A 20,529-nucleotide genomic window follows, 5' to 3' on the forward strand; every position below is an offset into this window, starting at 1 on the left:
AGATGAGATGGCTGCAACTAAAATTTTAGGTTGGCGATACGAACCGCCTTATGATTTTTATAACAATGAGTATGATACAGAGGCAGTCAAGGAATTGTTGGAGAATAACTATTTCGTCGTTGTGAATGACAATGACGAAGTGATTGGCTTTTATTGTGCCGGTTCTTCTGCACAAGTGCCGACAGGTGCACAAGTGGGCGCTTATACGGAAGATATCATAGATGTTGGATTAGGCATGGTCCCTACATTAACAGGTAAGGGCAATGGTTTTACTTTCTTTTCATTTGTATTGGAGTCGCTCTATAAAACTTACGGCAATGTACCTGTTCGTCTTACCGTGGCGACGTTTAATGAAAGAGCCATACGTTTATATGAGAAGTTTGGATTTGTGAAGGAAATGGAGTTTACGACGGATTTTGCTGACTTTCAGACGATGAGGAAGATGTAACTATGTTTAGTACATGTAGTAAAGTGAATGAATGGATGTTGGGGTTTGGTGGAAAATGGGGGATTGCCGGCGGTTGGGCGATTGATTTATACATAGGCAAAGAAACGCGTCTCCATTCCGATATAGAGGTCGCCCTGTTTCGGGAAGACCAGCGCGTGCTGAAAAAGGCATTGCCAGATTGGTCATTTGAAAAAATTGTGAAGGGTGAATTAATCAGCTGGGACGAAGAATGGATGGAATTGCCGGTTCATGAGATTCACGGCATTCATAAACAAGCTGGAGAGCGATTGGAAGTATTACTGAACGAAGCGAGAGATGGTATGTGGATATTTAGAAGGGAATCGTCGATTTCTTTTCCAGAAAGCTCACTATTTCTTGTTTCAAATGAAGGAGTCCCATATCTACATCCAGCGGTTGTCTTGCTATACAAAGCGAAAAACGCTCGTGAGAAAGATCATGCCGATTTTAATGCGGTGAAGAATTTGCTGAAGGCGGAAGATAAAGAGTGGTTATGCCATGCGCTTCGAGTTCATGTACCTGAGCATAAGTGGATTCGGGAATTATGAGGAGCGATAGGATGAATAAAATTATGGTCATCGGGGTGTCTGCTGGAGTAGGAAAGTCGACATTTGCACGTCGGTTAAGCGAATTGACGGGTATTGAAGTGACGCATTTGGATCGGCTGTATTGGAAACCGAATTGGGTAGAAGCCTTACCTGAAGAGTTTTCAGAAGCACAGCAACAAGTCGTCCAAAATGAGCGATGGATTATTGAGGGGAATTATACGGGAACATTCAATATCCGAGAACCACATGCAGACACCGTTATCTATTTGGAGCTTCCGCTTCGTGTTTGTTTGTATCGCGTGTTGAAGCGGAGGGTCCAATACCATGGAAAAGTACGGCTAGATATCGCTGAGGGCTGTAAAGAAAAGATGGATAAAGCATTTTTGAAATTCATCGTGACGACATATGGGGCGCGGAAAAAGACAATGGTGGAGCGTATGCAGCGCTATACACAGGAAGGGAAGACTGTTCATTACTTGAAGAATCGTAAACAAATTGAGGTTTTTTTAGAGACGTACATAAAGAATTAATATAAATTGTCCTCCCTTTACCTTATAGAGAGAACAATTTTAATGTTTCTAAGGCGTTAAATTTTTGTTGGCAGCCGTTCACTAATCATGATTGGCGTAATATATTCTGCTAGATTTCGATGATGAAATTTGAAAATTAAATAGAGAAAGTTGTCGTATTATGAACATAAGGAGTCCCCCTTTTTGTCTAAAAGGTTTTTCTCGCCCACCTTATTGCGACATTTTTTGGGGGCTCCTTTTTGATGTTTAAAAACCATTGTGTTGTAAGAGCTCAGAGTTATGAGATTGACTTAAGTTTGCAAACGACCTCGTACTCTATAGGAGCTTATTAAACAAACTATCCATAAGGGGGTCATTAAATGTATATAATTCTTTATCAAATTTTCCAAACTGAGAAATCGTAAGTGCTTTGACTAAAGCGCGACCTTTCAAAAGCGTTTCTTCAAATTCTTGTTCAGAATCAGATAATATTGTGATTGCTCCACCTACACCAACAGTAGCCTGTTCGGGAGTCATTATAATGGTTCGAATAACAATATTTAAATCTGTAGTTCCATTTAAGCCCAAAAACCCAATTGCCCCCGAGTAAATGCCACGAGCATTAGTCTCCAACTCGTCAATGTAATCCATTGTACGTATTTTAGGTGCCCCAGTCATCGAACCGCCCGGAAATGCTGACCGTATACAATCAATGGCTGTTAGCTCTGCTCTTAAAGTCCCTTTAATTGTTGAAACAAGCTGATGCACTGTTTGATAAGATTCAATAGCCATCAATTTAGGTACGTGAACACTTCCAATATCACAAACTAAACCCAAGTCATTTCGAAGAAGATCAACAATCATCAAATTTTCTGCTCTTTCTTTTTCACTAGTACGCAATATTTCAGCCAATCTAAGATCGTCCTCTATATTTTTTCCTCGAGCAATCGTCCCTTTAATTGGTTTAGCTTCTACTATTCGATCTTGATCAATTTTCAGGAAACGTTCAGGAGAAGAGCATAGAACACTCAATTCTCCAAACTTAAGAAAGGATGAGTATGGAGCTGGATTAATATCTCTAAGAATACGATAGGTTATTAATGGATCGAAATGTTCATTAATATTGATTCTATTCGTTAAGCAAACCTCATACGTTTCTCCTTCAACAATATACTGTTTACATTCCTCTATCTTTTTTACATACTGGGCGTACGGTTGACTTAATTCGAAGCTAAGTGGTGTGCTGGTGTCATTGTTTTTTGCTATCACTGGTGCTACTGATGGAACGTTTTGTAGTCTCTGTTCCGTAGCGTCGAACCATTCAGAAGCAGATGCCGGATCATTATAGGGAACAATACTAACTAAATATATGCAGCTCTCTTTGTGGTCAAAGGCAATTATTTGGTCGGCTAAAATAAACAGTGCATCAGGGTCTGAGGATTCATGGTGCTCATTGGCACCGCATTCAGCTTTCAATTCGTATCCAAAATAACCAACAAATCCACCATTAAAATCAAATGGCAATTCATTAGAATTTTGTTGCATTTTATGTATCTCAGAATCTATATAGTTAAAAATGTTTTCTGTAAGCTCAGTTTGTCCCTGGGAGTCACTGATTTGAATATGCTGTGTTTTTGAGTCGTACTTAATCACTTTACTTAATGGTCCATTAGTTGTTCCCATAAAAGAAAAACGAGATAAGCTAGATTCGACACGACTACTATCAAGCCAAAAAGCATATTCTTCTTCAGCAAAAAAATGTTGAAAAACGTCTTCAGGTTCTACAAAATTTAATACCTTTCTACTCAAAACCTTAACTGTAGGTAATGCAGTAGACATTTGACGAGACATGCCTCGCGGTACTATCGAAATCGATGGGATATTTCTCAACAAGTACATCTCCTTGCAATAATAATTTATTCATGAATAGTAATTTTTTTATTCATTAGAGTCAATTGCATAATTATCTGTTTGATTGTTCATAATTAAGAAAGCCTATTTTCGTTGATTGAAGCGGAAATCAACTTTGTTCGGATTTTATGGCTGATGCCTCAATGGGGAATTGACTCATTAACGAAAAATTTTCTAGTATTTGATGACCAAATTCAGTGCAAATGGATTCAGGGTGAAACTGTACGCCCCAAATTGGTTTTTCTGTATGCTGCAAACCCATAATAATACCATCTTCAGTCCAAGCAGTTTTTTGTAAACAAGTTGGTAAATCATCCTCGACAATAAGTGAATGATAGCGAACTACTTCGAACTCTTGGGGAACTTTCTTGAATAACCCGGAATCGTTATGAAAAACTTTACTTATTCTTCCGTGCATCGGTGTTGGTGCCTTAATAACCTTAGCGCCATAAGTATGGGCGAATCCCTGAAGACCTAAGCAGACACCTAAAATTGGAACTTCTGATAGGCGTAAAACATCTCGGCAAACACCAAAATCTTTTTCCTTAGTTGGTGTTCCTGGTCCCGGGGAAATAATAACATTATCAAACGAAATGGATTGTAATTCGTCCCATGAATATTGATCATTCCGAACTACTATTGGCAGTTCTTCATTTATAGAGGCAATAAGTTGATAAAGATTGAATGTATATGAATCATAGTTGTCGATTAGTAGCGTCTTCATAATTCCTTTTCCTCCTAGTACAATAGAACAGCTATTTATAGATTATACATAATAATTTAGGTGAAAAAGCATGAAAATTCATCGATGAATTTTCATGCTTTTTCGTTTGGAGAAAATGATTCACGCTCAATCCACTTCTGTGACCAAATCTCAATTTCCTTCATAATTGGAGTGAGTGACATGCCTTTTTCCGTTAAGGAATATTCGATACGTACCGGTGTTTCCGGATAAACGTTGCGGATGATAAAGTCCTGTTGTTCGAGGTCTTTTAATCGCTCGGATAATGTTTTTCCACTGACGCCAAGTTTGTCCGTCATTGTGCAAAAGCGCTGTGGTCCTGCCGTTAATTGATACAAGATAAGGGCAGTCCAGCGTTGACTTAGAATAGATACTGCCTTTTCGAAACGTGGACAAAGTTCAAATTCGTTCATATGGTTACGGCCCCTTTCGCCATGATAAGATAATCAATTACGCCTCGGCGTAATTGTGTCCAAATTTTGAATTGCGCTTGCGCAATTAACTCCCTTCAAAATTTGTGACATCCGCCGGAGGCCGAACTTGATTCAGCAGCGAACTTCTGCTGAATCAAGTTCATGTGTTGACAATTGCTATTATAACATATAAAGTTAGTTACATAAAGTAAGTAACTTACCGTGAAAAACATAGGAGGAATACAAATGAATTTTCATACAGCACCGCGTACGTATACAGGGGAAGTACATCTCAACGTCTTGGATTTGAATCGATCAGTCCAATTTTATAAAGAAGTGATTGGTTTTAAAGTACTCGAGGAAGCTGCGGATAAAGTAGTACTAACAGCGGACGGCAAGACGCCGTTACTCATCATTGAACAACCGAACAATGTCACCCCAAAAGAGGCGCACAAATCTGGCTTATACCATTTCGCATTGTTGTTGCCGAAGCGAGCTGATTTAGGGGCAATTATTAAGCATTTCATCCAACATCAAGTGCGAATTGGCGCTTCGGATCATCTTGTGAGCGAAGCGCTTTATTTGTCAGATCCAGACGGTAATGGCATTGAAATTTATATCGATCGTGATCCTAATGTTTGGAGTTGGGACAATGGAAAAGTTGCCATGAGTACGGATCCGCTGGACGGAGAAAGTATTATTGCGGAAAGTGGGGAGCAGACATGGGTCGGCCTTCCTGCTGGTACAGTCATGGGGCATGTCCATTTACATGTAGCCCATTTACCTGAAACGGAACTATTCTACAATGCGCTAGGTTTTGAAGTGGTCACGAATTATCCGCAAGCATTGTTCATGTCGAATGGGGGGTACCACCATCATATTGGTTTGAATACATGGAATGGTGTAGGTGCACCGCGACCATCTACGGGTAGTGTGGGGCTCCAATCCTTTGCGCTTATTTATCCAACTGAGGCAGTGTTGAATGAAGCGCTTGTGAAAGTGGAAGCGCTCGGGGTGAAGGTGGAATCTAACGGCAGTAGATTTGTGGTAGAAGATCCATCTGGCAATCGGATTGTGTTGCGAGTTGGGTGAGGTTTTACAGATGCAAGAAGGGACTAAAACTGTATTGGTTTTGGTCCCTTTTTGTTATTCATTATATTGAACAATTAAAAGGGAAAATCAGTAACCACTAATCTTCCCCTCTTAACTGCATCATGAGAGAGGATTGAATATGTAATAAATTGATAATGCGCCGAGCCATCTCTGAGGGAGAAGCATCATAGTCGTTACGAATCCATTCAAGAATAAACCCGTAAATGCCATATGAGCGATATTGAATAAAATAGTCGTCATTAATTTCGGCGTATTCGTCGCTAACAAATGACATTCTCTCTTGGAAAATATATTGCAATTTGTTGAGTAAACTTTCTCTGATAGTTGGTATGTAGTCTTCCATAATGATTAAGTCATAATAGTCGCGATTGTCGACGATATATTGAAATACATCTGTACCATCTGGTTGCATACGCGTTAAATCGAGCAGTGGATTGTCGCGTGTTGGTTTACAAAATTCGTATTCAAAGGTAGTCATTTCAAGGTCGATTAAATCATTTGCCAGATCATCTTTGCAGTCATAATGCACGTAAAACGTCGTGCGATTAAAGTTGGCTTCCTCGACAATATCCTTCACCTTCACTTGTGAATAGCCTTTCTCTTTCACGAGTCTTTTAAATGTTTGACGCAGCGTTTCTTTCGTGCGCTCAACACGGCGATCTTCTTTTTTTCTCATTCGTTTTCTCCTTCATTATATATTTATTAAAAGTATTTAAAAAATAATACAAAAATCATTTTATGTTGAAAACCCGTACAAAAAAGGTTTTTCAGTGATTGAAATAGATAATTTGTAGTTATACACTCAACATGAGTCAGCAATTAATGACTTTTTTGTGACTTTTCATGAGAATAAAAAATAAATAAAGTGGGGTAAAAAATGGAAATTCAAGCTATGGTAACAACACCTGAGAAAGACTTCGAAAAACGAACATTATTATTAGACGATCCAAAAGCAGATGAAGTACTTGTTAAAATCGTCGCTACTGGAGTATGTCACACGGATGCAACTGTATTAGATGGTACGCTACCTGTGCCAAGCCCGGTGGTATTAGGACATGAAGGTTCAGGTATCGTTGTGAAAGTTGGTTCAAGCGTTACAACTGTTCAAGAAGGAGACCACGTTGTACTAGGGTTCGCATATTGTGGTCACTGCGATAACTGCTTGGATGGTAACGCAGGCGGATGCGAGAGCATGATTCCATTAAACTTCTCGGGACGCAATAAACATAATCTAACACCAATTCACACGCATGACCACCAAGACGTATCCCAATTCTTTGGGCAGTCATCATTCGGTACGTATGCGACAGTTGATGAAAAAAATGTCATCAAAGTGGATAAGGATGTAGATTTACGTTACTTGGGTCCATTCGGTTGTGGGTTAATGACTGGTAGCGGCACTGTATTAAACTCACTTGCTCCAGCACCAGGCACAAGCCTTGTTGTATTTGGTACAGGTGCTGTAGGTTTAAGTGGTTTGTTGGCTGCTAAAATCGCAGGTTGCGATCCAATTATTGCGGTTGATATTCACGATAGTCGCCTTGAACTTGCAAAAGAATTAGGTGCAACACATGTGATCAACAGCACAAGAGAAAACCCTGCTGAAAAAATCAAAGAAATTACAGAGGGTAAGGGTGCACACTACTCATTCGAAACAACGGGTGTACCAGAAGTAACGCTTGCTGCACTTCGTTGCTTGCGCGTAAAAGGAGAATGCGCAACAGTTGCAGTAGGTAAACGCGACCTCACACTCAATATAACAAACGATTTAATGTTAAACGCATTAACATTAAAAGGTGTTATTGAGGGGGATGCTGTACCACAATTATTCATTCCAAAACTAGTTAGATTCTTTAAAAACGGCCAATTCCCAGTAGATAAACTGGTTAAATTCTACGAATTAGAGGAAGTCGGACAAGCGTTTGAGGATTCTAAAAATGGAATTACAATTAAACCAATATTAGTTTTAGATAAAGAATATCAAGCATAATTAGTGAGGAGTGGTTGCATGTTCGATTATAAGGAACTAACAAAAAACTATATTAACGGCGAGTGGGTTAGCGGCGAGAGCGACGAACACTACACATTAACAAACCCATACGATGATTCAAAGTTATCGACTTTCCCAATTGCCTCAAAGCAGCAAGTTCAACATGCTTATGAAGTAGCAGATAAAGCCTATGGTGAATGGGCGAAGGATGCTGGGAAACGTCGAGAAGTGCTTGAAAAATTACTTGCGTTCTTCACAGATAACGAAGAAGAAATCGTTCGCGTATTAGCAGAGGAAACTGGCTCAACATACGTGAAGGGGAAAGTGGAAGTCAGCTTAACAATCGCTTGCATTCAAGAGGGGTTCAACTATGTTGATTCATTAGGTGGCCGGGAGTTACCGGAAGTATTACCAGGTAAAATCAACAAGGCTTATCGCAAGCCACTAGGTGTTATTTCGTCTATTTCACCGTTCAACTTCTCACTTTATTTATCTATGCGTACAATTGTGCCAGCGATTATGTTAGGTAACAGTGTTGTGCATAAAGGTGATATTCAAACAGCGTTAACAGGTGGAACAATCCTAGCGAAAGCGTTTGATGAAGCGGGGATTCCAGCAGGTATTTTTAATGTTATTTTAACAACACCATCTGAGATTGGCGATTTAATGATTGAACATCCAACTGCGAAATTAATAAGTTTTACAGGTTCAACACAAGTGGGTCGCCATATAGGTCAAGTAGCGGGTGGATTATTAAAACGCGTAGCATTAGAGCTTGGCGGTAACGCACCATTTGTTGTGTTAAAAGACGCAGACGTTGAACAAGCTGTGAAAGCAGCGATTTTTGGTAAGTTTCTACACCAAGGTCAAATTTGTATGATGATCAATCGTATTATCGTTCACGAATCACTGTACGATGAATTCGTTGAAAAATTCCTTGCGCATGCAAAACGTTTACCATACGGTGACCCAAGTGATAAGTCTGTAGTAATTGGTCCATTAATCAATAACGCGCAACTTGAAAAAGCACTTGGCTTTATTGAAGAAGCGAAAAGAGATGGTATCGAAGTATTATTAGCAGGCGAACGCATTGGCAATATTTTAACACCAACAATCTTTGGTAATGTATCACCTGATAGCACGCTTGCACAGACAGAATTGTTCTCACCAATTGCTTCTATTATTAAAGTATCTTCTGATGAAGAAGCAATTGAAGTTGCGAACAATACACAATTCGGCTTAAGTTCAGCTATCTTCACATCTGATTTAGCAAAAGGTGAAGAGCTAGCTGCAGGTCTTGAGTTCGGTATGACGCACGTCAACGACCAAACGGTAAATGCTTTTGAAAACTCACCATTTGGTGGAGTGAAAAACTCAGGTATGGGTCGCTTTGGTAACCCATGGGTGGTAGATGAATTTACAGAAACAAAGTGGGTATCCGTACAAGTAATTGACCGCGAGTTCCCATTTTAAGATTGGCTAACTGTTCAAGCGAATAGATGGAGGGGAGGAGAGTCGACTTCTCCTCTCTTTTTTTATGTCTTTCCTTACGCATCTTGCGCTCTGTCAGCGTCATTCCCCCATTATCTGGCCTCTTCTCTTCATACCATGCTCCTTATATAACTGTCATTAGGATTATCTCTTGTCACGATGTATAATCGAGCGGTAAAATATTGAAACTAATTTCGACTCCATACGTAAAACAACGTATACTTAAAAATAACGATTGTACATTACTTTATGACAAAAAGGAGTGGATTTTTTGACGAAGAAATTATGGTTCCAAGCAGGCGTTGGGATTTTACTGGCCTTGCTTATTATGAAATACTTCATGGAGATAAACTGGATTTTTGCGCCTCTACTTATCATCGCAAAAACCATTTTCGTACCGTTGTTACTTGGTGCTGTTCTGTTCTATGTAACGGTGCCATTGCAGCGATTTCTGGAAAAGCGTAAAATGCCGCGTTGGGGAAGTATTTTATCGATACTTATTAGTGTTGCGGCAGTGATTTGGCTCTTCATTTCAATTGTTGGTCCGCCAGTTATGAATCAAGTGAATAACTTGGTGGATTATGCACCATCCATTGCAAAAGAGGTTACCATTCAGTCGGAAAATCTTTTTGAGGTTTTGCAACATAGAGAAGATTTTCCAGAACAAATAAACGAGTTGATTGACAAGGCCGTAAATTCTATCCAATCTGTTGCGGTTGTATCTGGAAAACTAATCGTTCAATTTTTCCAATCCGTTTTCCAAACAACATTCACCTTGATTCTCGTTCCGTTCTTCTTTATCTACCTACTAAAGGATCATGAGAAGTTTGCGCCGTTTATCTACAACTTCTTTTCGGGAAAAAAACAAGAATGGGTTAAAAAAACACTACATGATATGAATACGGTACTTCGGACGTATATCCAAGGACAGCTACTGATTAGTCTTATTTTAGCTAGCATTATGTTTGCCGGCTATTTATTTATTGGATTAAAATACGCACTGTTACTTGCCATTTTTGCTTTTTTTATGAACGTCATTCCGTTTATTGGTCCCTGGATTGCATTTGCGCCAGCCCTGATTCTAGCGTTCATTCAAGATCCTACAATGGTTATTTGGGTCAGTGTGATTACGCTCGTTGCACAGCAAACGGATAGTAATTTAATCACGCCGAATATCATGGGGAAAACGCTCGACATTCATCCGCTTACGGTTATTACAGTGATTTTGGCGGCAGGAAATATTGCCGGTTTCCTTGGGATTCTCCTGTCCATCCCAGCTTACGCAGTCGGCAAAGTCATTTTGAAAAATATTTATGATAGGCGTAAGGAAATTAAGTTAACTGCAACGAAGGATGTGTAATGGAACAAGCCCCTTGACAGAGATATGTCAGGGGGCTTGTTTTTTATAGCGCATTTATGAAAAACCTTCCTTGTGGTGCTTTGATTTCAAAGAAATACTTTTTGTTTTTTCTATAGGCTGTCTACTAACAATTGGGCAAGGTAAAATCATGAAAAAACGAGGTTTTTTAATGGACGAAACCATCAACGATAAGAAGAATTTTGTAAACGAAAATCTAGTTGGGACATACGCGAATGGGAAAGCGAGAGGCTCGCGCAAAAACTTTGGGGAGAATGCACATCTACGCTTTGGAGTTATAGATGAAAAAAGTAACGAAATTGAAACTGACACCATCTGCCAATGCGGATGGTGTCAGTTTATAATCACACGTCAAAATACAAATGCCAATGCAAGCCACACCCCGGATTGAATGCTGCTGAACATTGAGGGCACGCTGATTTGCACTCCAAATAGTCTTCAATGCATAGTTCGTAGCCACATCCCCCGCACAAAACGGCTTTTTCATCGAACTTGTCTTTTGGCCAGACAGCCGGGGCGCCGCATCCATCTTCTTCGTGACATTCATAGCACGGATAATAGGTGTCGCAACAATAGAACTTTATCGCAATGCGGTCGATTTCGGAATGATAATGAACGCAACGTGTTTCCTCGTCGAGCACTTTTCCACGAACTTGATGCATGCATAATTCCCACCCTTCTTTAACAAAAAATGTATGGAATACCTGACACAATGGATAAGCTATTGGAAAAAGGGATGATGTCATGTGGAATGAATTTCCGGTTATCCACACGAATATCTGGGATGGATTGTGGGCAATCCCCGCCATCCTTTTAGGCATATTCTTATTAAGACTATTTTTCAAACTCCCGGAAACTTGGTTTTCGACTGCGACAACGGTAATTGGTCTGTTCATATCGATTTTCATTAGTCATCGAGGCAATTTGCCCGCCGGTATTTTCATGGGATTCTTCTATAGCGGTGCAGCGGGCGGAACGATTTACTCGATGAAGGTCTGGTATATAGCATATCGAAAGAAATGACTTCATTTTAACGGGCAAAATCCACATTGCATGAGACCAGGAACGTCCTTTGAGAAGCAGCATGTTGTCCGAACTTCTGTATTTAAAAGTGCAGATGGTTCGGATCCTTTTAAATAGGTGGCGAATAAAGATCGAGATGCAATGCCTTCCCATAATGTGTCGTCTTTCAACGTGTTCAAGTCAGCACGGGCCTCTTCAGCGGTGCTAGGGTTCGATAGCAACACATGGTATTGCCAAAGAAGAAAACCGAAAATATTTTCCCATAATGTCAGGGGAGAGACGGACGAAACGGAACGAAGTTGCTTGATAACAGCACTACATTGTTCAATCAAAATGTGTTTGATGACATCACGGCGTTCATCGTCCTCTACATAACGCCAGTCTTCTGCAAAAGCAAATGTGCTTACAGCCAATTTTCCGTACTCTTCTTTGGCACCGAAAACAAGTCGATCTTTCTCTCCATCCCATACTTCGTCGTACGTTGCTAGATTGGTAAATTGCATAGCGACAAACATGCCGAGGCGGCGCATGAAGTATGAAGCGGCGACGGTCCGATTTGGACTGCCGCTTACTGCTTGGATGAGATTCAATACATCTACGATTTTGTCTGCATCGCGAAGTATTTTAAGCGTGAACAATTCCCGTTCGGGCGTACCGATATAGACGCTGTACATATTTAATTGTCTGAGTTGGTCCGAAGTTAAGTTTGTCATACTACTATTATATCGTTCCTGTGATTGAAACGACAAGTTGAGCGAGCGCTCAGTCTGGTATATAATGAGTGCAACATATATTTTTACTGGAGTGAAATCGACGTGACAAAACGATTGGCTGAAGAACAAATCATTAGCTTAATTGAACGGCAGGCGGATATTATCATCCCAATTGCCAACGGAGAACCTCATCGTTTGCTTGATATATTGGAAGAGAATCATTTGAAATTAGATAATGTTAAAATACATCAGATGTTAGCGCTTCGCGAGCGACCATATATATTCGGCGAGATGAAGGGCCATTTGTCGCATGTATCGTATTTTTTAAGTGGTGCAACACGTAAGGCATATCAGGAAGGGCATGTTGAACTAGTTCCGAATGTTTTCCATGAAGTGCCCGATATGTTGGAGAAATTCACGAAAAGGTCCATGGTTATGACTGTTGCTTCTCCTATGGATGAGCATGGCTATTTTTCACTGGGGACACAGGCGGATTACATTTCTGAATTCATTGGTCATGTGCCGTTTGTTTTGGAAGTTAATCGACATATGCCACGTACATTTGGTGAAAATCAAATTCACATTAGCCAAATAACGGGTTATATCGACAATGACTTACCTTTATCCGAAGTAATCGCACCAGCTATTGGGGAGAAGGATATGCGAATTGCTGAATTCGTAACGAATGAAATTGACAATGGAGATTCGCTTCAAATTGGGATTGGGGCAATTCCAAATGCGGTGATGAGCATGTTGAAAGACCATCGGCATCTTGGAATTCACACGGAGATGCTGACGGATGGCATTGTGGATCTTGTGGCGGCTGGAGCTGTGGATGGTACGCGGAAATTTACGCATAAAGGGAAGATTGTGGCGACATTTGCCTATGGTTCGCAACGATTATATGATTTCATTCACGAAAATCCTTCTGTTGAATTTTTACCGGTCAGTGTCGTCAATGATCCACGTGAGATTGCTAAGGAAGAGCGCATCGTATCCATTAATGCAACGACGGAAGTGGATCTGTATGGGCAATGTGCGTCTGAGACCATTGGCGGCCGTTATTATTCATCAACAGGTGGACAAGCTGACTTTGCGCGTGGTGCCCGTTTTGCAAAACATGGCAAAGGCTTCATCTGCATGCATTCTACTGTGAAAAACGACACCATTTCACGCATTAACTTACAATTATCGCCGGGATCTGTCGTCACAACGTCGAAAAATGATGTCGATCATATTGTGACGGAGTACGGAATCGCTCGTCTCTATGGAAAGTCGTTAGCGGCACGCGCGAAAGCACTGATTGATATCGCTCATCCAGCATTTCGGGAAGAGCTGCTGTTTGATGCGAAGAAGCATGGCATATTGTATTGATTGTGGAACAGCGTCCTTTACGGGGACGCTGTTTTTGTTCTGTTATATAGTATTGTTGATACTAAACTTACTCTTTATTGATAGCATTTATATAGATAACTAACCCGATTGTACCTACAAAAACAATAGTCCCGAATAGTATTCCAACGAATGAACCTATAAACTCCAAAGCAAATGGAAGAAGTAGCGTTACGATACCAATGATCATCGTAATAGAACCTACTGCCTTTGCTAATTTGTTTTTGTCGCCCTTGAACGTATTTTCATCATAACCTGCGATGAATGATAAATTCTTCTTCTTCCAAATTGAATAACTAAAAAAGAAAAGAAGTAAACTTACAAAAAGACAAACAATAAATTTACCTAACAACAATAGATCAGCTCCACTTTTCATCGATACTCACTAACTATTGTTACGTTCTGAATGAATGATAAGTTTCATTTCAATCGCTGCGGGTGGTGGTCTCCCGTCCCATGAAAAGCAAATTCTTTGTAACTATATACCCCTGATGGTATATTTGAGGGGAGAAAGTTTGGAGGGAAATGACAATGGAATGGATTTTCATTTTACTAATTATTGGATTTTTTGTTTGGCGAATGATGCCTGCGAAAGGGGTAGGTTCTGTTTCAACGGAGGCATTGAAAGGCATGCTGAAGGACAAGTCCAAGCAGTTTATAGACGTGCGAACGCCGGCTGAATATAAGGGGCGTCATCTGAAAGAATTCAACAACATTCCATTAAATGTCCTGAAATCGCAGTTGGGCGGTCTTGATAAATCGAAAGAAACCATCGTCATTTGTCAAAGTGGTGTGCGAAGTGCACAAGCGGCAAAGATTTTGAAGAAGGCTGGATTCACAGATGTTTTGAACGTTACAGGCGGTATGAGTGCTTGGCGCGGATAAATAGAATGATTTGAAATCCATGGGGCATCTAGGCTCCATGGTTTTTTTATTTGCAATCATTGTTTGAAGGAGTGCAAGCAAATCAAGCATCCACATACCACTAGACATTATTAGAAAAACACCCAAGAATGCCGTTCCTCCGCGCTTGCCCAACACACTTTTTTAGGCAGACACATATTATTTGTATGAAGAGGTGGTGGACGTTGAAAAAAGATGACAAGGCAGTTCGATATGATCCGCACGAAATCGAGCAGCGTGAATGGAAGCAGAGGCAAACGAAGGAACGGCTAAAACAGATGTTGACGGTAGCTTCACCGATATTCTTACTGCTGTTGTGGGAATTCATGTCGAGAACGGGGATACTTGATATTCGATTTTTCCCGCCGCCGTCCGCAATCGTTAGTACGTTTTTTGAGATGATTGCCAATGGTGAAATGGCCAAACATATTGGTGTGTCGCTGTACCGGATATTTGTTGGGTTCCTACTTGGCGTGATTCCAGGGATTATTATTGGTTTGCTGATGGGGCTATATTCGCCAATCCGACATTTTGTATCTCCAATTGTGATGGCGCTTATGCCGATACCTACGATTGCTTTGCTTCCGATTATTATCATTTTTTTCGGAATCGGGGATTTGTCGAAAGTCGTGACAATTGCGGGAAGCGTCTTTTTTCCTGTCGTTATCAATACGGCTGCTGGTGTTATTAATATCGATTCAATTTATTTGGATGTGGCGAAAAATTACGGGGCAGGAAGAACGAACTTCTTCTTTAAAATCGCTTTACCGGGTGCAATGCCAGTGATGTTGGAAGGTATCCAAATGGGGCAGGCGATTGCGCTTCTTACAATTGTAGCCGCGGAAATGATGGGCGCTACGTCTGGAATTGGTTATCTGATCTGGACTTCGTACAAAGCATTCTTGCTGCAGGAAATGTATGTAGGACTCATCCTCATTTCGTTTTTCGGCTATCTGTTTTCGCTGTTGCTCCGAGGAGTCCAGAAGAAAATGTTACCGTGGAGGTGAGCAGATGGGCAGGAAAGTAAAAATCATTATTCGGAACTTAACAAAAGCGTTTTATAAAAAACAATCTAGTGTCACAGCACTCGACGACATTAATTTAGACATAGGGGACGGGGAGTTTGTCTGTCTGGTCGGTCCGAGTGGTTGTGGAAAAACGACGCTTCTGCGTATTTTGGCAGGACTGGAGCATCCAAGTGTTGGTGAATTTACTATTGGAACTGATGGGGAGGGCCGCCCTCTCCAGTCGATGGTCTTCCAAGAAAGGGGCATTATTCCGTGGCTAACCGTGGAGGAAAACGTAGCGTTTGGCCTTAAAATGCGTCATATGCCGAAGGAAGTCGTAAAAGAGCGGACAGCGTATTATTTGAAAAAAACGGGACTTGAAAAGTTTGCTTCACTTTATCCAAAAGAGTTGTCTGGTGGCATGAAACAACGAGTGAGTATTGCGCGTGCATTTGCGAACGACCCGGAAATTTTGTTGATGGATGAACCGTTTGCGGCGCTTGATGAACAGAACAAATTCATCTTGCAGGAAGAGTTATTATCCATCTGGTCAGAAACGGGGAAGACGGTTCTTTTTATTACCCATAGTATTGACGAAGCGTTATTACTGAGCGACCGTATTTTGCTGATGAGTTCGCAACCGGGTAGAATTATTCGAGAAATCATGATCGATATACCGCGCCCGCGAAAAATGGAGGATATCCGGGGGAACCCAGTGATGGCTGAACAATTTGTTGAGATTTGGCAGCATCTCCAGGAAGAAGTGCAACGGTCAAGACGAGAAGAAGAGTGAAAAGGGGCGGTTCCATGACGAAGTGGTTGAAAAATGGCTGGTTACTGTCGTTACTTGCGGTGGCATTGGTTGTCGGTGCCTGCTCGCCCAAAGAAACAGCGCCAGACGATAAAGACCCGAATGAAGTGGCTGAGAACTATCCGTCTGGAGATATGTCACCACTCGACAAACGGGCAAAAGTTATCATTGCGGAAGACGGGGCGGCATCCGGTGCCGGCTTTTATATTGCAAAAGAACGAGGGTATTTTGAAGACTATAATATTGAAGTAGAGTTTGCCCAATTTGCCAACAGTGATGACATGCTACCAGCACTTGCGGCAGGTGAAGTCGATATTGCGGGTGGCGTCTCGACGGCATCGTTCTTCAACGCAATTGCACAAGGCATTGACGTTAAAATTATTGCGGATAAAGGGCATAATGTGCCAGGGAAATCGTATTTCACATTTGTCATCGGTAATCATATGGTCGACGTCATTAAAGACTACCCTGACTTTAAAGGCAAAAAAATTGCGATATCGTCCTATAACTCGATTGATGAATACATTTTCGAGCAGATGCTTGCGCACGCCGGTTTAACAAAGGACGATGTAGAACTAGTTCTATTGGGTGACTTCGGAAGTATGCTAGGTGCTATTGACAGCGGAACGATTGATGCAGCACTGAGTATTGAGCCACTCATCGCACAAGGTGTCGACAAAGGCTTCCATGTTCGGTTCGGCGATGCGACCGATTATGCGCCAGAATCGCAAATTGCGTTGGTTTTGGGGTCGCCTCAGTTTATGAACGAAGAGCAGGATATTTCATTGCGCTTTATGGCTGCTTACTTGAAAGGTGTTCGCGATTACAACGATGCCTTTATTAAAGACATTGGTAAGGATGAAGTAGTCGAAATCATGACGAAGCATACCGCCTTGAAAGATCCAGCGCTTTGGGAAAAAGTAAACGTCACAGGACTTGATCCGGACGGCAAAATGTACATCGACGACATCAAAAAACAGTACGATGCTTATAAAGCCAACGGGGCCATTCGTGGAGACGTCGACCTTAGTAAAGCGATTGATACATCTATGACGGAAAAAGCAGTGAAAGAGATTGGGGAGTATAAACGTTAACGCTTATCAGTGGGGATTCAATCTTTCACTGGAATGGAGTAGATAAAAAATTGCCCGTACCTTTTACTAGGTAACGGGCAATTTTTTTTTCGCAATCGCAGTCTGAAGGCTATGCAACGCCATGCCGATAATGATGACGGCAATTCCGACAAGGGAAAGCGGACCGGGAAGTGCAATGCCAAGAATCAGCATTTCACCAAGCATGACGAAAATCAGTTGTGTGGACTGGGTGGCTTCTACCGCCGCAAGTTTTCCTTGGTCGCCGCGTACGCGATCAGTTGCCATGAAAAATAAAGTAGTCGCAATCACTCCCGAACTAATCCCAACGATGAACGATTGAATGAGTTGGCTCACGGAAGGTGGGCCAACCGTCAATAATGCATAGATGGCAAAGCCAATCCAGACAGGCATGGTCATAAGGGTCATACCAAGCACGCGTTGAAACGTGTCGAGTCTTCCGCCAAGTAGCTCCATCATTTTACGATTCCCGAGTGGATAGGCGAATGCTGCAAAAATGACGGGAATAATGCCGAGCAAGAGTGTCCGTATTTCGACGCTTTGCGCGTGCGGAATTTGAATGAGTACGACACCGGCGAATATGATTAGTGTGATACCGAGCGACACAAGCGGAATCTTTTGCCGAATGGTCGTTTCTCCATCTTTCGTTTTCACAATGAGGGTGAAAAACGGGGCAAGCAATACTCCCGCCACAATTGTTAATTGCCATGTGCCAGCCAAAAGCCATCCGGGACTGTAAGCTGCCGCATAGGTGAGTGGGGCATAGAATAATACAAAAGCCGTTACGCTCCAAATGAAAAACGGAGCAGGCTTTGTTACCATTTCTTTTTGGACATCTCCAAGCCCTTTACGATAAGCAACGATGGCAATTAAAAATGGCACCATAAAGAAATAGCGGAGGGAGGCGCTCCAAAGCCAGCTCCCCCCTGATAATTCCATGGATCTGTTTAAAATGAATGTGACAGCAAAAAATACTGAGGAGAGGACTCCAATCCAAATTTCCCTCAACGGCGATTCCCCCTAATTACGCGCGTTCTTCAAACAGTTTTACAGCTTCCAAAATAACATGCGTCGCTTTGACCATATTGTCGACGGAGATGTATTCGAATTTGCCGTGGTAATTTTCACCGCCAGTGAAAATGTTAGGCGTTGGCATGCCCATATAGGACAGCTGTGAGCCATCTGTTCCCCCGCGTACTGGCACGATGTTTGGCTCAATATCTAGCTTTTTAAATGCGTCGGACATGATATCGACAATCTCCATGACAGGTTCAATTTTCTCCCCCATATTAAAATATTGGTCTTCGATTTCAAGTGTCACGGTGTGTGCGCCGTATTCTTTTTTCAACTGATCCGCTGTATCAATCATCAGCTGTTTTCTTGCTGCGAAAGTTTCGCGGTCGAAGTAACGGATAATGTAGCTCAACGATGTTTCTTCCGTGTCACCGTTGATATTCATGAGATGGACAAATCCTCCGTAACCATCTGTTTGCTCAGGAATTTCCTCGACCGGCATTGCCGCTTGGAACTTGTTTGCAATTAAAATGGAGTTGACCATTTTATCTTTAGCAGAACCTGGGTGAACACTAACGCCGTGGAAAGTCACTTTCGCTCCCGCTGCGTTGAAACTCTCATACTGCAATTCTCCAAGTGGCCCGCCATCCATTGTATAGGCGTATTTGGCCCCGAATTTTTCGACGTCGAATTTATGTGGTCCGCGTCCAATTTCTTCGTCAGGAGTGAAGGCAATGCGTAGTTTTCCGTGTTTAATGCCCGGGTTGGCAATTAAATATTCCATTGCCGTCATGATTTCAGCAATCCCGGCTTTATTGTCAGCGCCCAGAAGCGTTGTGCCATCCGTCATGATGAGTGTATGGCCTACGTAATTTTTTAATTCTGGAAAATCGTATACTTTCATTCTTGTGTTTTCATTTAGTTGAATATCGTTTCCACAGTAAGCGTCAATTCGCTGAGGGTTAACGTTTTTACCTGTATAATCCGTAGCTGTATCGACATGTGCAAGGAAACCAATGACCGGTACGTCACGGTCCGTATTTGCGGGAAGTGTAGCAAACAAGTAGCCGTTGTCATCGAGTGTGATGTCTTCCATTCCGATGTCGGCTAGTTCTTTTTGTAGCACATGAAGAAGATCCCATTGACCGGGCGTTGATGGTGTTGACGGACTACTCGCATCTGATTGTGTGTCGATTTTTGCATAGCGTACAAGACGCTCGATTAATTTTTCTTTCATTTTTGAAGATTCCTCCCAAATTGAAAACTTGATATACTCATCTTATCAGATTGTTCCGGTTTACGGAATACTTGACAACACGGCTCCCAATGCTTGCTGCGATGAAAATCTGTGCCGCATAATAGGACGCCATCACAAGTACGTCTCGGTATGGAATCGCGTACACGAATCGGTCAATCGCAAGGATAGAATCCGAGAACATGAATAGCAGTGCGCCGACAATCGCAAGTGTCATACGCGTGCGAATGGCCATCCAGCCCATGGTTAAAATGATGCCAATATAAGCAACGATGGCGATGCCGAGCACAATTTGTCCAGACGCGAACTGTGAACCTGCAATCCAAAAGGCCATACCGGCACCATAGAGTAGGAGTAGAATGGCGGCCCAAATGGGCATCGGTTTACGCTGCATATGCCGGAATGCAAGAATATAAAAAATGTGTCCGATGAAAAATGTCACGAGCCCAGCGAGAAACCAGTAAATGACGCCGTCTGCAATCATACAGACAAAAAGTCCCATGATAATAATCTTTTTATATGTACGGGAAAATAGCGGTCTAGTTGTTCGTGCAAGTAGAATAATAAGTGCCATCGGAATCAGTTTCATGAAAATCTTAAAGCCGACGGGCTCTGGTGGAATGAAGAAAATATAGACGGCTGCCATAATGATAATCGAAGTAAGCAGTAGTTTTTGAACCATTTAGGACAACTCCTTTCCCTTCTTTCATTCGGGGAATGGGAATGGAAATCCTTCTT

Annotated in this window: 23 protein-coding genes; 13 read left to right on the forward strand and 10 right to left on the reverse strand. The window is 41.7% G+C overall.

The features are described from left to right. Window positions 1–7 precede the first annotated feature (7 nt). The 3 genes from ACIQ0H_RS06760 to ACIQ0H_RS06770 are packed head-to-tail and all read left to right on the forward strand — an operon-like array spanning window position 8 to window position 1,544. The gene (locus ACIQ0H_RS06760) at window positions 8–448 is read left to right on the forward strand and encodes a GNAT family N-acetyltransferase (RefSeq protein WP_403412702.1); all 441 of its coding nucleotides are present in this window, start codon (window positions 8–10) and stop codon (window positions 446–448) included. 2 nt (window positions 449–450) lie between these two features. Continuing rightward, window positions 451–1,014, forward strand: coding sequence for a nucleotidyltransferase domain-containing protein (locus ACIQ0H_RS06765; protein WP_403412704.1), 564 nt, complete (start codon window positions 451–453; stop codon window positions 1,012–1,014). 11 nt (window positions 1,015–1,025) lie between these two features. Next, the gene (locus tag ACIQ0H_RS06770) at window positions 1,026–1,544 is read left to right on the forward strand and encodes a P-loop NTPase family protein (RefSeq protein ID WP_403412706.1); all 519 of its coding nucleotides are present in this window, start codon (window positions 1,026–1,028) and stop codon (window positions 1,542–1,544) included. Window positions 1,545–1,859: 315 nt separating this feature from the next. Here ACIQ0H_RS06770 and pabB read toward each other — a convergent pair whose 3' ends face one another. From pabB to ACIQ0H_RS06785, 3 genes are all read right to left on the reverse strand, one after another. Further along, on the reverse strand, window positions 1,860–3,413 hold the full coding sequence (gene pabB / locus ACIQ0H_RS06775) for an aminodeoxychorismate synthase component I (RefSeq protein ID WP_403412708.1): 1,554 nt from the start codon (window positions 3,411–3,413) through the stop codon (window positions 1,860–1,862). Window positions 3,414–3,543: 130 nt separating this feature from the next. Beyond that, complete coding sequence (locus ACIQ0H_RS06780; RefSeq protein WP_403412710.1) at window positions 3,544–4,158, reverse strand: anthranilate synthase component II; 615 nt, start codon at window positions 4,156–4,158, stop codon at window positions 3,544–3,546. 92 nt (window positions 4,159–4,250) lie between these two features. Beyond that, window positions 4,251–4,589, reverse strand: a complete 339-nt coding sequence (locus ACIQ0H_RS06785) for a winged helix-turn-helix transcriptional regulator (RefSeq protein ID WP_403412712.1) — start codon at window positions 4,587–4,589, stop codon at window positions 4,251–4,253. 246 nt (window positions 4,590–4,835) lie between these two features. On the opposite strand from ACIQ0H_RS06785, the gene ACIQ0H_RS06790 reads away from it, so the two are divergent. Next, window positions 4,836–5,681, forward strand: a complete 846-nt coding sequence (locus ACIQ0H_RS06790) for a VOC family protein (protein WP_403412714.1) — start codon at window positions 4,836–4,838, stop codon at window positions 5,679–5,681. Between the two features lie 97 nt (window positions 5,682–5,778). Here ACIQ0H_RS06790 and ACIQ0H_RS06795 read toward each other — a convergent pair whose 3' ends face one another. After that, window positions 5,779–6,378, reverse strand: coding sequence for a TetR/AcrR family transcriptional regulator (locus ACIQ0H_RS06795; protein ID WP_403412716.1), 600 nt, complete (start codon window positions 6,376–6,378; stop codon window positions 5,779–5,781). A gap of 201 nt (window positions 6,379–6,579) precedes the next feature. On the opposite strand from ACIQ0H_RS06795, the gene ACIQ0H_RS06800 reads away from it, so the two are divergent. The 3 genes from ACIQ0H_RS06800 (at window position 6,580) to ACIQ0H_RS06810 (ending at window position 10,543) form a co-directional block, all read left to right on the forward strand. After that, the gene (locus ACIQ0H_RS06800; RefSeq protein ID WP_403412717.1) at window positions 6,580–7,692 is read left to right on the forward strand and encodes an NAD(P)-dependent alcohol dehydrogenase; all 1,113 of its coding nucleotides are present in this window, start codon (window positions 6,580–6,582) and stop codon (window positions 7,690–7,692) included. An 18-nt stretch (window positions 7,693–7,710) separates the two neighbouring features. After that, on the forward strand, window positions 7,711–9,165 hold the full coding sequence (locus ACIQ0H_RS06805) for an aldehyde dehydrogenase family protein (RefSeq protein ID WP_403412719.1): 1,455 nt from the start codon (window positions 7,711–7,713) through the stop codon (window positions 9,163–9,165). A 289-nt stretch (window positions 9,166–9,454) separates the two neighbouring features. Next, complete coding sequence (locus ACIQ0H_RS06810) at window positions 9,455–10,543, forward strand: AI-2E family transporter (RefSeq protein WP_403412721.1); 1,089 nt, start codon at window positions 9,455–9,457, stop codon at window positions 10,541–10,543. A 362-nt stretch (window positions 10,544–10,905) separates the two neighbouring features. Here ACIQ0H_RS06810 and ACIQ0H_RS06815 read toward each other — a convergent pair whose 3' ends face one another. After that, window positions 10,906–11,223 (reverse strand): CHY zinc finger protein, encoded by a 318-nt coding sequence (locus ACIQ0H_RS06815; RefSeq protein WP_403412723.1) that lies wholly within the window; start codon window positions 11,221–11,223, stop codon window positions 10,906–10,908. 82 nt (window positions 11,224–11,305) lie between these two features. Here ACIQ0H_RS06815 and ACIQ0H_RS06820 point away from each other — a divergent pair, with 82 nt between their 5' ends. After that, complete coding sequence (locus ACIQ0H_RS06820; protein ID WP_403412725.1) at window positions 11,306–11,584, forward strand: hypothetical protein; 279 nt, start codon at window positions 11,306–11,308, stop codon at window positions 11,582–11,584. A 2-nt stretch (window positions 11,585–11,586) separates the two neighbouring features. Here the strand turns inward: ACIQ0H_RS06820 and ACIQ0H_RS06825 are convergent, their stop codons facing one another. Then, complete coding sequence (locus ACIQ0H_RS06825; protein ID WP_403412727.1) at window positions 11,587–12,297, reverse strand: hypothetical protein; 711 nt, start codon at window positions 12,295–12,297, stop codon at window positions 11,587–11,589. Window positions 12,298–12,399: 102 nt separating this feature from the next. Between ACIQ0H_RS06825 and ACIQ0H_RS06830 the strand changes: the two genes are divergently transcribed. Next, window positions 12,400–13,671, forward strand: a complete 1,272-nt coding sequence (locus ACIQ0H_RS06830; protein ID WP_403412728.1) for an acetyl-CoA hydrolase/transferase family protein — start codon at window positions 12,400–12,402, stop codon at window positions 13,669–13,671. A 67-nt stretch (window positions 13,672–13,738) separates the two neighbouring features. On the opposite strand, the gene ACIQ0H_RS06835 is transcribed toward ACIQ0H_RS06830, so the two are convergent. Then, window positions 13,739–14,065 (reverse strand): DUF3784 domain-containing protein, encoded by a 327-nt coding sequence (locus tag ACIQ0H_RS06835; RefSeq protein WP_403412730.1) that lies wholly within the window; start codon window positions 14,063–14,065, stop codon window positions 13,739–13,741. Between the two features lie 155 nt (window positions 14,066–14,220). Between ACIQ0H_RS06835 and ACIQ0H_RS06840 the strand changes: the two genes are divergently transcribed. From ACIQ0H_RS06840 to ACIQ0H_RS06855, 4 genes are all read left to right on the forward strand, one after another. Beyond that, the gene (locus ACIQ0H_RS06840; RefSeq protein ID WP_403412731.1) at window positions 14,221–14,574 is read left to right on the forward strand and encodes a rhodanese-like domain-containing protein; all 354 of its coding nucleotides are present in this window, start codon (window positions 14,221–14,223) and stop codon (window positions 14,572–14,574) included. Window positions 14,575–14,759: 185 nt separating this feature from the next. After that, window positions 14,760–15,599, forward strand: a complete 840-nt coding sequence (locus ACIQ0H_RS06845; RefSeq protein WP_403412732.1) for an ABC transporter permease — start codon at window positions 14,760–14,762, stop codon at window positions 15,597–15,599. A gap of 4 nt (window positions 15,600–15,603) precedes the next feature. Next, window positions 15,604–16,392 carry an ABC transporter ATP-binding protein gene (locus ACIQ0H_RS06850; RefSeq protein ID WP_403412734.1) on the forward strand — a complete coding sequence of 263 codons (789 nt, stop codon included), beginning with the start codon at window positions 15,604–15,606 and terminating at the stop codon, window positions 16,390–16,392. Between the two features lie 14 nt (window positions 16,393–16,406). Further along, window positions 16,407–17,504: an ABC transporter substrate-binding protein gene (locus ACIQ0H_RS06855; RefSeq protein ID WP_403412735.1), complete on the forward strand. Its 1,098-nt coding sequence runs from the start codon at window positions 16,407–16,409 to the stop codon at window positions 17,502–17,504. A 66-nt stretch (window positions 17,505–17,570) separates the two neighbouring features. On the opposite strand, the gene ACIQ0H_RS06860 is transcribed toward ACIQ0H_RS06855, so the two are convergent. From ACIQ0H_RS06860 to ACIQ0H_RS06870, 3 genes are read right to left on the reverse strand one after another with little or no spacing between them, the layout of a single operon-like run. Next, window positions 17,571–18,530: a DMT family transporter gene (locus tag ACIQ0H_RS06860; RefSeq protein ID WP_403412737.1), complete on the reverse strand. Its 960-nt coding sequence runs from the start codon at window positions 18,528–18,530 to the stop codon at window positions 17,571–17,573. 16 nt (window positions 18,531–18,546) lie between these two features. Beyond that, window positions 18,547–19,773 (reverse strand): peptidase T, encoded by a 1,227-nt coding sequence (pepT, locus tag ACIQ0H_RS06865; protein ID WP_403412739.1) that lies wholly within the window; start codon window positions 19,771–19,773, stop codon window positions 18,547–18,549. Window positions 19,774–19,810: 37 nt separating this feature from the next. Then, the gene (locus ACIQ0H_RS06870; protein WP_403412741.1) at window positions 19,811–20,473 is read right to left on the reverse strand and encodes a lysoplasmalogenase; all 663 of its coding nucleotides are present in this window, start codon (window positions 20,471–20,473) and stop codon (window positions 19,811–19,813) included. Between the last annotated feature and the right edge of the window lie 56 nt (window positions 20,474–20,529).

It is taken from the genome of Sporosarcina sp. NPDC096371, assembly GCF_044762865.1.
GTDB lineage: Bacteria > Bacillota > Bacilli > Bacillales_A > Planococcaceae > Sporosarcina.

Bases quoted from the DNA above. Each gene is read 5' to 3' on its own strand.
- ACIQ0H_RS06760 (WP_403412702.1), top strand. From the start codon at position 8: ATGGCTGCAACTAAAATTTTAGGTTGGCGATACGAACCGCCTTATGAT.
- ACIQ0H_RS06765 (WP_403412704.1), top strand. From the start codon at position 451: ATGTTTAGTACATGTAGTAAAGTGAATGAATGGATGTTGGGGTTTGGT.
- ACIQ0H_RS06770 (WP_403412706.1), top strand. From the start codon at position 1,026: ATGAATAAAATTATGGTCATCGGGGTGTCTGCTGGAGTAGGAAAGTCG.
- ACIQ0H_RS06780 (WP_403412710.1), bottom strand. From the start codon at position 4,158: ATGAAGACGCTACTAATCGACAACTATGATTCATATACATTCAATCTT.
- ACIQ0H_RS06785 (WP_403412712.1), bottom strand. From the start codon at position 4,589: ATGAACGAATTTGAACTTTGTCCACGTTTCGAAAAGGCAGTATCTATT.
- ACIQ0H_RS06790 (WP_403412714.1), top strand. From the start codon at position 4,836: ATGAATTTTCATACAGCACCGCGTACGTATACAGGGGAAGTACATCTC.
- ACIQ0H_RS06795 (WP_403412716.1), bottom strand. From the start codon at position 6,378: ATGAGAAAAAAAGAAGATCGCCGTGTTGAGCGCACGAAAGAAACGCTG.
- ACIQ0H_RS06800 (WP_403412717.1), top strand. From the start codon at position 6,580: ATGGAAATTCAAGCTATGGTAACAACACCTGAGAAAGACTTCGAAAAA.
- ACIQ0H_RS06805 (WP_403412719.1), top strand. From the start codon at position 7,711: ATGTTCGATTATAAGGAACTAACAAAAAACTATATTAACGGCGAGTGG.
- ACIQ0H_RS06815 (WP_403412723.1), bottom strand. From the start codon at position 11,223: ATGCATCAAGTTCGTGGAAAAGTGCTCGACGAGGAAACACGTTGCGTT.
- ACIQ0H_RS06820 (WP_403412725.1), top strand. From the start codon at position 11,306: ATGTGGAATGAATTTCCGGTTATCCACACGAATATCTGGGATGGATTG.
- ACIQ0H_RS06825 (WP_403412727.1), bottom strand. From the start codon at position 12,297: ATGACAAACTTAACTTCGGACCAACTCAGACAATTAAATATGTACAGC.
- ACIQ0H_RS06835 (WP_403412730.1), bottom strand. From the start codon at position 14,065: ATGAAAAGTGGAGCTGATCTATTGTTGTTAGGTAAATTTATTGTTTGT.
- ACIQ0H_RS06840 (WP_403412731.1), top strand. From the start codon at position 14,221: ATGGAATGGATTTTCATTTTACTAATTATTGGATTTTTTGTTTGGCGA.
- ACIQ0H_RS06845 (WP_403412732.1), top strand. From the start codon at position 14,760: ATGAAGAGGTGGTGGACGTTGAAAAAAGATGACAAGGCAGTTCGATAT.
- ACIQ0H_RS06850 (WP_403412734.1), top strand. From the start codon at position 15,604: ATGGGCAGGAAAGTAAAAATCATTATTCGGAACTTAACAAAAGCGTTT.
- ACIQ0H_RS06855 (WP_403412735.1), top strand. From the start codon at position 16,407: ATGACGAAGTGGTTGAAAAATGGCTGGTTACTGTCGTTACTTGCGGTG.
- pepT (WP_403412739.1), bottom strand. From the start codon at position 19,773: ATGAAAGAAAAATTAATCGAGCGTCTTGTACGCTATGCAAAAATCGAC.
- ACIQ0H_RS06870 (WP_403412741.1), bottom strand. From the start codon at position 20,473: ATGGTTCAAAAACTACTGCTTACTTCGATTATCATTATGGCAGCCGTC.